We start from the raw sequence: 11,188 nt of genomic DNA, 5'->3' as shown, positions 1-11,188 counted from the left end.
AATTATGAAGCTTTAAAAGCGTCTTAATTAACGCTAACACCTTGAGGCTATTGGCCTGTCGCCGTGTCAGTGGATGCGCATTATAGGCAAGTTAAGATTTAGCGCAAGGGCTTTTATGCATAAAAATGCCTTTACCTGTTTGCTTGCTGGGATTTTAAACTAATCAGCTAGTTTTTATGCATTTTTAGCCCCCAACAGCGACTTTTTGGCTTTATACTGGGTGCAATTAAACAAATCAGGGATTTTATATGTTTAGCTCTATTCGTTGTTATCAAGGTATTCATCCTCAATTGGCAGATAATGTCTATGTAGATAGTACAGCTGTTTTAGTGGGTGATATCGCCCTAGACCATGATGCGAGTATTTGGCCTATGGTCGCTGCCCGTGGTGACGTGAACATTATTCGTATTGGCAAGCGCAGTAATGTGCAGGATGGTTCAGTTCTTCATGTGACCCGCAAGTCTCCATCAAAGCCTGAGGGTAATCCGCTGATCATTGGTGATGATGTCACTATTGGTCATAAAGCTATGCTGCACGGTTGCACGGTTGGTAATCGGGTCTTGGTTGGCATGGGAGCCATTTTATTGGATGGCGCGATTGTTGAGGATGATGTGATTATCGGCGCAGGTTCTTTAGTGCCACCAGGGAAAGTACTGCAAAGTGGTTTTCTTTATGTAGGAAGCCCTTGTAAACAGGTTCGCCCCTTAACTGATAATGAAATAGCTTTCTTACCACAATCAGCTGATAACTATGTCAGATTGAAAAATGAATACTTAGTAGATCTGCAGACTACAAGATAATTATAATTGTGCCCTACTATTATGATAGAAATAGCTAGTAGGGCTATAATTAATTGTGTAAAGCGATAAGGCTCTTATATAGTAATGTTTCCCTGCGGATCAAATTCTTCTGCTTCTATCATCTCTTCGGCTATATCTTCTAGATCAAAACGTACTCGTTCGAATATTGCTAATGCCTGTTCTGCTTGCATAGGTTGTTCAGCTGCAGTTTGTTCACTGCTTATTAGCTGTAACAACTTTTCCTTGCTAACAATGCAATTGATATTCATGCCTTGCACTTGAGCACTAAACAGCATTGTTTGTTGTTGAGTATTCCATTCAACGAGATCGGTAAATATTACACTTTGGTTCATCTTGAGTACTCGGTGTTTTATTGGTTTATTTAAGTTGTGCTCTTAGCGTTTGATGAATAGCCTGAGTAGCCGGTTTAACACCGCGCCAAATATAAAAGCTTTGTGCAGCTTGTCCCACCAGCATTCCCAAACCATCGGCAACGGATTGCGCGCCGTTTGCTAATGCCCATTGGTTAAATAAGGTAGTCTCAGCACCATATGACATGTCATAGCAGTTGGTGTGACTTGCTATGATCTGTTCAGGTAATTTAATCAACTCACCAGCTAATCCGGCTGAAGTCGAATTAATCACAATATCAAAGCTGTTATTGAGCTCATCGATGGGAGTTGCCTGCACACGTCCATACTCAGCGAAAATAGCTTGCAAGGTTTGCGCTTTAGCATAGGTGCGATTACATATGGTTACTTGAGCCTGTGATTCTAGTAATGGTTTAAGGCAACCCCGTGCTGCGCCACCCGCTCCGATTAACAATACGCGTTTACCCTTTAAAGCACCAACGTGCTGCATGACATCGTTTACTAAGCCAATACCATCGGTATTGTCACCACGAATGCGTCCATCAGTTAAATAGATAAGGGTATTCACGGCTCCTGCCAGTTTTGCAAGATCACTTAACTCATCACATATGGCATAAGCTTGCTCTTTAAAAGGCGCGGTTACATTGGCGCCTTTGCCACCGTCATTGAAAAAAGCCATTAGGGACTGAGAAAACTGATCCACAGGTGCAAGAATTGCTTGATAGCTAATGTCCTGTCCAGTTTGACGCGCAAACTCAGTATGAATGAATGGCGATTTACTTTGTGCAATTGGATTGCCAAATACTGCATACTTATCGGTCATTAACTTTCTCTATTCCCTAATTATTAATTCAACTTATGAGCATGGCTTATTGAGTATAAGCTTGTGGCATAGTCGACTTCTGAATATAGCGGTCGCGTAGCTCATCTTGGCGACTTTGCATGTTTTGCACTTCACCGTTAATCCACATTGTTTGAATCGCACTATTGTACTCAAATGGATCACCGCTCCAAAGCACCATATCTGCAGGTTTTCCTGTGGCAATGCGACCAGCATCTAGATGGAAGATATCAGCAACATTAGCGGTTATTGACGCCATGGCTTGATTATAATCCATGCCATTGGCAACCGCATTACCTGCTGCGTAACGTAAACCATAAATGCCATGGGCATCACCCGGTGTCGCCAGTATCACTTTGACCCCAGCTTTACTTAATTTTCCGGCGTTATCCAGTGAATTATGTAAAGAGTCAAAACTTTCAGGTAAATTGCGCATCGCGTCCATCACCACAGGTATGTTTGCGGCGGCCAATTGCTCTGCAACCACAATAGCATCGGCAGCTTTAAGTAATACCAAATCGAGGTTAAAGCGAGCTTTTAAGTTAATTAGTTGCAAGATGTCACTGGCTCTGTCGACATCAACCACCATAGTGATATCACCTGCAAGTACAGCATTGAGTAGTAACTCTTCTTTGCTTGGCGGTTTTGTCGCATCGGCTTTTTTAGCATCGGCTTTTTTAGCATCAGCTTGTTTATCCGCAGCTAAAGCTGTTTGTCTTGCTTCAAGTTTATTAATCAGTTGTTGCATACCGATAATACGTGAGCCTTCATGCACTGCGCCTAACTGCACCAATACGGCTTTTTCAGTTGCGACCACACTATCCCAGTGTCCTGTTAGCTCGACTTCAATAGCTTGGCCTGAAAAAATTGATTCTCCACCACCTGGTACCACGATATTGCGGCTAATGCCGCCTTTGCGGGCAAAGGCAATTGCGCTACTTTTAGGGTTAAAGGCTAAGCTTGGGTCGAAGCTGATATCAGCGTCTTTAGCATTAACATCACGGGTTATTTTTTCTTGACCGATTTCCACCAAACCTAAGTAGTTCATTGAGCCAATAAAGCCTGGGGTTAATACACTGCCTTTTGCATCAATAATATTATCCGCAATAACTGCTGAGTCATTTGATTGCTTGGCATTTACAGCGATGATGTGGCCATCTTCAATGACAACCGTAGCACTATCAAGTACGCCCTGTTCAGTTGAGGTATATACCTTAACATTAGTAATTGCCGTGGTTGCAGCAGACGCGATGATTGGGGTCAAACTCGCGAGCATAGCGCCAACGACCAGTGATTGGTTAAACTTTTTCATTGTATTGCTCCTTATTGTTGACCTAGCATGAAATCACTTTTAGCGCGGTAAGCATCGTCTTGATGATCAAACACTTTGGCGCCATCGATAAACACTTGCTCAGCTTTGGCATACACACTAAATGGATTGCTATTCCAAATTACCACATCGGCGTTTTTACCCACTTCAAGGGAACCGGTTTTATCTGCAATACCTAATGACTTGGCCGCATTCGAGGTGATCCAACCAATAACGTGTTCTTCTTTTAGATCAAAACCGTTTTGATTAGCACTATGCATAATTTTGGCGGTTTCTTGGTTAAGGCGCTGAATGGTCACGCTAGAGTCGGAATGCACCACAGCGCAGGAGTTGTTAACCGCATCTACGATGGCTGCATTTTCAACCACCATGTCATAGGCTTCCATTTTAAAGCCCCACCAATCAGGCCACATTGCGGCGCAGTTACCATTTTCAGCTAACAACTCAGCTATTTTATAACCTTCGATTGCATGGTGGAATGTACCGGAGTGATAGTTAAACTCTTTGCCTAAATCCACCATCATCGCCATTTCTTCCGCTTTATAACAATGGTTATGAATTAAAATGTCACCCTCTAACACGCCGCGTAAAGTGTCTTTGGTAAGATCTCGCTCTGGCGCTGATGGGTTTAAACCAGCAGCATAATCCGCATCATATTTATCCCAAGCTCGCTTGTACTCAGTGGCCTCAATGAAAGCTTGACGATAACCCGCCATATTACCCATTCGGGTCATGGGCGCTTCTTTACGCTTTCTGCCATAGGCACCTTTAGGGTTTTCACCACAGGCCATTTTCAATCCATAAGGGGCTTGGGGGAACTTCATGCCTTGCATGGTGGTTGCTGGGATGTTTTTTAAGGTCACCCCGCGACCACCAATTAAATTGGCAGAGCCAGGTAAGATTTGTAAAGTGGTGATACCACCTTCACGGGCACGATTAAACCCCGGATCTTGCGGCCATACGCTATGCTCTGCCCACACTTCAGCGGTATTGGGAGAGGTCACTTCGTTGCCATCGCCATGGGCATCTGCGCTAGGGCTTGGATACACGCCAAGGTGTGAGTGAACATCTACAATACCTGGGGTTATCCATTTACCGCTAGCATCAATCACAGTGACATTGTCTTGACTTAATTGCCTGCCAACCGCATTAATTTTGCCATCCATCATTAGGACATCAGCGCCGTCGATTCTTTCACCTGTACCTGTTAGCACAGTAGCGTTAATCAGCAAGGTCGATGTTCTTGGCATCACTTGGTAAGTACTTGGGTAGGGGTTTTTATTAATACTAACTTTAGGGTCTTGCTGGGCTGAGTTACAGCCAAGCAGGGCTGTTGAAATCGCAATTACAATTAATCTTGGTGCCATCTTGGCCATGATCTCGGTCCTCGTTATTATTGTTATTATTGTTATTATTGTTATTATTGTTATTAGAACGCCTAAGTTATCCGATAAGTATCTGACATCACAACAGATAAATTTAGCAAAACATTAACAAAATATGTTTATGGCTTAGTAAAGCGAGAGATATAAACGGGATTAATCGTTATAATCAAGCCACTTTCATTACTTGTACTCAGTGTCGATACCATGAATTGGTTAAAAAAACTTTTTAGCAATAAGGCGCAACCTGATGACCGAGATCCAAATCAGTCCAATGCCTATGATTTAATTGGTGGCGAGAAGACCATTCGCTTAATTGCCCAAAACTTTTACCAGCAGATGCAAAGCCGTGAAGACACACAGCCGCTACTAGCTATTCATCGCGCTCCAATTAAAGATTCACAACAAAAGTTATTTGAGTTTTTAAGTGGCTGGTTAGGTGGCCCACAGCTTTATCAGCAAAAGTATGGCCACCCGGCATTACGGGCACGGCATATGCCGTTTGATATTGACCAAACGATGGTTGATCAATGGTTAACCTGTATGGAGCAAGCCATTGCTGAGGCAATAAAAAAGCCTGAACATCAACAAGTGATATTTCAGGCCATTTCGCAGCTTGCCAATAATATGCGTAATAAAGATTAGCTTTCGAGCTTCAACCAATCTTGTGGTTTAAGGTAGCGCTCGTATAGCTCCGCCTCTTGGGAGCCTTCTTCTGGGGTAAAGCCATATTCCCAGCGAACTAATGATGAAGCATAGACATTAGAATCGATTCCGCCCCACCAATCTGTCGACTAAATTATACCGACTCATTTAAAGCTAGCTTTCCAGCTTCAACCAATCTTGTGGTTTAAGGTAGCGCTCGTATAGCTCCGCCTCTTGGGAGCCTTCTTCTGGGGTAAAGCCATACTCCCAGCGAACCAAGGGCGGCATAGACATCAAAATAGACTCAGTGCGACCACCGGTTTGTAAGCCAAATAAAGTGCCACGGTCATAAACCAAATTAAACTCAACATAACGGCCTCGACGGTACAGTTGGAACTGGCGCTCATCATCGTTATATTCAAGATCTTTATTACGCTCAACAATCGGCGAATAAGCCGTTAAGAAACCATTACCCACGGCTTGCATAAACTCAAAACTCTTATCAAAACCAGGCTCATTGAGATCATCAAAGAATAATCCACCGACCCCACGGGTTTCATTACGATGAGGCAAAAAGAAGTATTCATCACACCACTTTTTATATTTGGGATAAACCTCATCACCAAATGGGGCGCAAATATCTGCCGAGGTTTGATGCCATGAAACCACATCTTCTTCAAATGGATAGTAAGGAGTTAAATCAAACCCGCCACCAAACCACCATACGGGATCAGCGCCATCTTTATGGGCAATAAAAAAGCGCACATTCGCATGAGTTGTAGGAATAAAAGGATTTTTAGGATGGATAACCAATGACACGCCCATAGCTTCAAAGCTACGTCCAGCTAGCTCTGGACGATGCGCGGTGGCTGATGCCGGCATTGCTGCGCCCATCACATGGGAGAAGTTAACACCAGCTTGTTCAAATACATGGCCTGCGGTCATCACCTTGCTGGTGCCACCACCACCTTCGGCGCGCTCCCACGATTCCGCTTGAAAGCTGGCCTTTCCATCTAATGCTTCTAAACCAGCACAGATATTGGCTTGTAGGGATAACAGGTACTGCTTTACGACTGCGGCATCAGGCATTGCCATATCAAATTCCTTATTGTTTATTCGATTATTTTTATTAAATTACTGTCCGTTACGTAATATTTTGCCGCTACGAGCATCGATAATGGTTGAAGGCTGGCGCTGAGCACCAAGATCACCAGTTATCACAGCCGCAACAGTAGTGGAAAAAGTATCTTGAATTTCTGCTATGGTCAGTGCGGGCGCATGACCGGCTAAATTAGCACTAGTTGAAACAATGGCTTTATTAGTGGCGTCACATAATGCTTTTACCACTGGATGAGCCGAAACTCGCACCGCAATGGAATCAAACTCGCCACATAATAATTGGCTAACCTCTGACTTAATTGGCATCACAAAGGTAAAAGGCCCTGGCCACTTACTAAAGGCAAAGGCAAGTTGTGCCTCTGTGAGTTGTGATTCATCAATATAGGGCTGCAGTTGTTTATAGTCGCTGGCAACTAGGATAACGCCCTTTTGCCAAGGACGTTGTTTGATTTCAAGTAACTTTTGAATAGCTGATAGGTTATCAGGATCGCAGCCAAGGCCATAAACGGCTTCAGTGGGATAAGCAAACACCTCTCCTTGCTCAAACACTTCAGTAACATCTGTTGGATGCAACAATTGCATGAAATACCCTTTAATCTTATAAATTATCGATAAATTATACAGACAATAAGGATATGAACAAATACTGATATAAGGCGAATAGAGTCAAAAAAGTTATATTGGACGCTTATATTTACATGATTTCTGCGGGCATTCTAAACGGCTTCCAGCTGCGCCCTTACGCTCAACTAAAATACCAAAATTACATTCAGGGCAAGATTCATTATGGGGCGGAAAATTCACTAAGTACTTACATTTAGGGTAAGTATTACAGGCAAAAAAGGTTTTACCAAAGCGACTGGTACGAGATTCTAAATGGCCTTTTTTACAATGGGGGCAGTTGATAACCTCTGCATTTTCATCGTGATCGTGTTTTTCAATGTGAGTACATTCAGGATAGTGAGTACAGCCAATAAAAATACCAAAACGGCCAGACTTAACTGCCAGCTCATTGCCACACTCTGGGCATTCAGAGCCTTCTATCACTTGAGTTTCAATGGACTCATGTTGAACTAGAGGCCGCGTAAAGTCACAAGTAGGATAATTATTACAGCCTATGAATCCACCATGTTTACTATTTTTAACTGACAACTCACAGCCACACTTTGGGCAGAGTTCAAACTCTTTCTCCAAAGCATGCTCGTGCACAGTAAACAATTGCTGATCGATTTTAGACATTTTACTCTCAATATTACATAAAGGTGTCACCCTATTCAGGTTACACAGGGATGACAAAATAGCCAAGCTGACGATCAAAAAAGGAGGCCTAGCCTCCTTATTTAGTTAACTCATGACAATAGGTTTAAAGACTTAAGAATGTAACCGCCCATCAGGCTGTTCAAAAATAAGATCTTCCATTTGCTCATAAGCAGACTCGTTGCCTGGTACATTAAATAACACCATCAACACCACCCACTTTAAATCTTCCAAGATTAGGGTGGTTTCATCTAGCGCCATCACCCGTTCGATGACCATTTCACGGGTTTCAACACTGAGCACTTGGATTTGTTCAAGAAACAATAAAAACCCACGGCACTCAACATCCAATTTATCCATTTCATCTTTGGTATAAATACGGAATGACTGCTGGGCATGATTGCACAAGTAAGGTTTATCACCTTCTTGTAAATCAGCCAATCTTTCTAGCCAAGACAGGGCTTTCAAAATATCTGCTTGATGAAAACCTGCTCGGGTTAACTCTTTGGTAAGCTCATCTTCGTCAACTAATAGCTCTACTTCGCTATGAACATAGTTTTCAAAAAGGTACATGAGGATATCAAACATGGTTATCTCCTCTCTAATCTGACGTAACCACCAGGCACTTGTGCCACCTGGCCCTGTAATTCAAGTTCAAGCATTTCAACTAACACCAGATCTATCGACTTTCCACTATGCTCGACTACTGCATCTAAACTAGTAGCCTCATAACCTACACTAGCTAACAGCGCAGAAAATGGCAAATTTGTTGTATTATCTGCTATATGGTGACGATTAGCGACATTTTCAAGGTGAAACTGCGTCAATGCGGACAATTCTTCAACAACATCTGTTGCACATTCTACCAATTTAGCGCCATTTTTTAACAAGTCATGGCAACCTTGGTTATAGCCACCGAGCACCGAGCCGGGCACTGCAAACACTTCTCGATTTTGCTCCATCGCCAAGCGCGCACTGATCAACGAGCCACTTTTGCGCGTTGCCTCCACAACAATCGTGCCCAGTGATAAACCACTAATAATGCGATTTCGCCGAGGAAAGTTACCTGCATAGGGGCCAACCTGCGGCCAAAACTCACTCAGTACACAACCTTGATGCTGGATTTGGTGATACAAATTGCTATGGCGTTTAGGGTAAATACATTCAACACCAGTACCTAATACCGCAAGGGTTACGCCATTACTGTCTACTGCTCCTTTATGGGCTGCACCATCAATCCCAGCCGCCATACCGCTGGTTATTGAAAAGCCCATCTGAACCATCTCTGTGGCTAACGCCTTTGCCATATTCAAACCACCAACGGATGCATTGCGACTCCCCACCATGCCAATTGAAGGTCGTAGCAAGGCTTCGAGTTGGCCTTTAATAAATAACACTCCGGGAGGATCTGATATTTGTTGCAGTAATGCGGGATAGTCAGGGTCTGACAAAGTAACAATGTGATGTTGCGGGGATAGATTAAGCCACTCAATGGCCAAATCAACTTTATCAAAATCAATTTGGCATTGAGACAGCAGCTTTGCCGATAATGGCAAAGACTGCTTTTCAAACTCTAAACGTTGCCGTAATTCCTCAACATCCATTTGAGTTAATAATTGTTGAATCCGGGCGGGTCCTAGCCCGGATACTGCACAAACAACTAGCCAGTCGACCAGTTTATTATCGATTACTCGCCTTTTAACTCAGTCGTCTTAGGGGTGACTAACTTATCGTCAACTCGCACAGGACGTTCATTGGCAATAATAATCGCCATACTGGTCTTTTCGAAAACTTTAAACACCATTAACTTGCCATGGAAAATATCAGGCATGGTAATAGCATTATCGTCAGATATTTTGGCTTTTAAGTTGTCGTAAGCACTACGATCAATGGTTGATACCGGCATGCCGTCACTATTGATGACAATGGTTTCACCATTGCGATAAATACCAAACACATGACCGGTGTCGATACCATCAACAGCCCCTTTATCAAGATAAACGATATCTAGCTTGCCAACTTCACGAATATCTTTCTCAATGGCTAACACGTTAGCAGGCACAGACTCTGGCGCCGCTTTAGGAATAAAGTAAGCTGACATCAGCGCTTCATCTTCTACCGGTGCAACTTTAAAACCGGCTTTCGATTCGCGTAAGTTACTCAGTAATTGTACTTTTGAAATGTCGCCAGATTCAATCACTCGACCACTGGCAGTCAAAATAATTTCTTGCCCTAGTAACTCGCTATTTTCTTTATCAAAAAACTCTCTACCTTCTTGGTATACCGCCAGCTTTTCACCAACAGGTAAATTGGCATTAATATAAACCACATCTCCTACTGTATGATGACGAGATGGACTTTCACCAGCAAGGATCATTGGCAAGCCATCAAGCCATTCTGGGTCTACGATTCGGTTTTGCACCAAATAAGGCTGGATCAGTGATAAATCAATAGCAGGGATTGGACCACCTTTGTCGCTAATGCGCCCTTCAGGGCCTTTTTTGATATGCTGCTTTAATACTAACCGTGGTTGCCCATCGATAAACACTAAGGTGAGTCGATCGCCAGGATAAATTAAATGCGGGTTCGCAATCTGTGGATTTGCGCCCCATAATTTAGGCCAACGCCAAGGATCGTCTAAGAAAAAGGCTGATATATCCCACAGCGTATCGCCTTTTTTAACGATATATGAATCGGGGTGACCAGACTTTAATGTTAATTTATCAGCCAAAACCAAGGTTGAGGCTATGGTACTTAGTGTCAAAAACGCGAGTAAAAATATCCGTTTCATGGTTCATTCCATGTGTTTAGCTCTTTATTAGAGCTTTTGCTGTTATTGATAGTCAGTAAGGATTAAAATTAACCCATTAACCAAGCCAGTATAGCTAACTGGCTGAAATTTGACAGACTTGTTAAGAGTTTATATATGCCATTATTAAAAGTTTTACGTTTTCCAGATGAAAGATTACGCACAGTTGCTAAGCCTGTCACCGATTTTGGTGAGGTTTTGCAAACCCAAATAGATAACATGCTTGAAACAATGTACGAGGAAAAAGGCATTGGACTTGCGGCTACTCAGGTAGATTTCCATCAACAATTAATTGTGATGGACCTGCAGGATGAAGTTGAGCGTCCGACCATTTTCATTAATCCTGAGATTGTCAGCAAAAGCGGCGAGTTCACTAATGAAGAAGGCTGTCTTTCGGTTCCGGGCATTTACGCTAAAGTTGATCGTGCTGAATTTGTTACCTTAAAAGCCCAAGATCGTCACGGTAAAGAGTTTACGGTTGAAGCGGATGAGCTATTTGCCATCTGTCTACAGCACGAAATGGATCATTTAAAAGGCAAGTTGTTCGTCGATTACTTGTCAAAAATGAAACGTGACCGTATCAAGACTAAACTTGAGAAAGAAGCCCGTTTAGAAGCAAAAGAAGCATAGGACT

At 42.9% G+C, this 11,188-nt stretch carries 13 protein-coding genes; 3 read left to right on the top strand and 10 right to left on the bottom strand.

Annotated elements, in window-relative coordinates; all coding sequences use genetic code 11:
- Nucleotides 1-248: 248 nt before the first annotated feature.
- Nucleotides 249-800 carry a gamma carbonic anhydrase family protein gene (locus AB4160_RS11770; RefSeq protein WP_102436278.1) on the top strand — a complete coding sequence of 184 codons (552 nt, stop codon included), beginning with the start codon at nucleotides 249-251 and terminating at the stop codon, nucleotides 798-800.
- 74 nt (nucleotides 801-874) lie between these two features.
- Here the strand turns inward: AB4160_RS11770 and AB4160_RS11765 are convergent, their stop codons facing one another.
- The 4 genes from AB4160_RS11765 to AB4160_RS11750 are packed head-to-tail and all read right to left on the bottom strand — an operon-like array spanning nucleotide 875 to nucleotide 4,718.
- Nucleotides 875-1,153, bottom strand: a complete 279-nt coding sequence (locus AB4160_RS11765; protein ID WP_102436280.1) for a DUF1488 domain-containing protein — start codon at nucleotides 1,151-1,153, stop codon at nucleotides 875-877.
- Between the two features lie 25 nt (nucleotides 1,154-1,178).
- The gene (aroE, locus tag AB4160_RS11760; RefSeq protein ID WP_372004729.1) at nucleotides 1,179-1,994 is read right to left on the bottom strand and encodes a shikimate dehydrogenase; all 816 of its coding nucleotides are present in this window, start codon (nucleotides 1,992-1,994) and stop codon (nucleotides 1,179-1,181) included.
- Between the two features lie 46 nt (nucleotides 1,995-2,040).
- Nucleotides 2,041-3,324 (bottom strand): amidohydrolase family protein, encoded by a 1,284-nt coding sequence (locus AB4160_RS11755; RefSeq protein WP_372004727.1) that lies wholly within the window; start codon nucleotides 3,322-3,324, stop codon nucleotides 2,041-2,043.
- Between the two features lie 11 nt (nucleotides 3,325-3,335).
- Complete coding sequence (locus AB4160_RS11750; protein WP_102531182.1) at nucleotides 3,336-4,718, bottom strand: amidohydrolase; 1,383 nt, start codon at nucleotides 4,716-4,718, stop codon at nucleotides 3,336-3,338.
- A gap of 213 nt (nucleotides 4,719-4,931) precedes the next feature.
- Between AB4160_RS11750 and AB4160_RS11745 the strand changes: the two genes are divergently transcribed.
- Nucleotides 4,932-5,369: a group II truncated hemoglobin gene (locus tag AB4160_RS11745; protein WP_102436288.1), complete on the top strand. Its 438-nt coding sequence runs from the start codon at nucleotides 4,932-4,934 to the stop codon at nucleotides 5,367-5,369.
- A 174-nt stretch (nucleotides 5,370-5,543) separates the two neighbouring features.
- On the opposite strand, the gene hemF is transcribed toward AB4160_RS11745, so the two are convergent.
- The 6 genes from hemF to AB4160_RS11715 all read right to left on the bottom strand — a co-directional run bounded on the left by hemF (nucleotide 5,544) and on the right by AB4160_RS11715 (nucleotide 10,536).
- Nucleotides 5,544-6,464: an oxygen-dependent coproporphyrinogen oxidase gene (hemF, locus tag AB4160_RS11740; RefSeq protein WP_102475877.1), complete on the bottom strand. Its 921-nt coding sequence runs from the start codon at nucleotides 6,462-6,464 to the stop codon at nucleotides 5,544-5,546.
- A 39-nt stretch (nucleotides 6,465-6,503) separates the two neighbouring features.
- On the bottom strand, nucleotides 6,504-7,070 hold the full coding sequence (locus AB4160_RS11735) for an L-threonylcarbamoyladenylate synthase (RefSeq protein ID WP_102436458.1): 567 nt from the start codon (nucleotides 7,068-7,070) through the stop codon (nucleotides 6,504-6,506).
- A gap of 93 nt (nucleotides 7,071-7,163) precedes the next feature.
- On the bottom strand, nucleotides 7,164-7,727 hold the full coding sequence (locus AB4160_RS11730) for a type I DNA topoisomerase (RefSeq protein ID WP_102436456.1): 564 nt from the start codon (nucleotides 7,725-7,727) through the stop codon (nucleotides 7,164-7,166).
- Nucleotides 7,728-7,859: 132 nt separating this feature from the next.
- On the bottom strand, nucleotides 7,860-8,333 hold the full coding sequence (locus tag AB4160_RS11725) for a DUF494 family protein (RefSeq protein WP_076541718.1): 474 nt from the start codon (nucleotides 8,331-8,333) through the stop codon (nucleotides 7,860-7,862).
- Nucleotides 8,334-8,335: 2 nt separating this feature from the next.
- Nucleotides 8,336-9,349 (bottom strand): DNA-processing protein DprA, encoded by a 1,014-nt coding sequence (gene dprA, locus AB4160_RS11720; RefSeq protein ID WP_102436454.1) that lies wholly within the window; start codon nucleotides 9,347-9,349, stop codon nucleotides 8,336-8,338.
- A gap of 83 nt (nucleotides 9,350-9,432) precedes the next feature.
- Nucleotides 9,433-10,536 (bottom strand): LysM peptidoglycan-binding domain-containing protein, encoded by a 1,104-nt coding sequence (locus AB4160_RS11715; RefSeq protein ID WP_198589321.1) that lies wholly within the window; start codon nucleotides 10,534-10,536, stop codon nucleotides 9,433-9,435.
- 135 nt (nucleotides 10,537-10,671) lie between these two features.
- On the opposite strand from AB4160_RS11715, the gene def reads away from it, so the two are divergent.
- Complete coding sequence (def, locus tag AB4160_RS11710; protein WP_206747599.1) at nucleotides 10,672-11,184, top strand: peptide deformylase; 513 nt, start codon at nucleotides 10,672-10,674, stop codon at nucleotides 11,182-11,184.
- Nucleotides 11,185-11,188 lie beyond the last annotated feature (4 nt).

Source organism: Shewanella sp. 10N.286.51.B8 (genome assembly GCF_041469325.1).
Lineage (GTDB): Bacteria > Pseudomonadota > Gammaproteobacteria > Enterobacterales > Shewanellaceae > Shewanella.
Note: the sequence above shows the minus strand (reverse complement) of the source record. Positions and strands in the feature narration are given on the sequence as shown.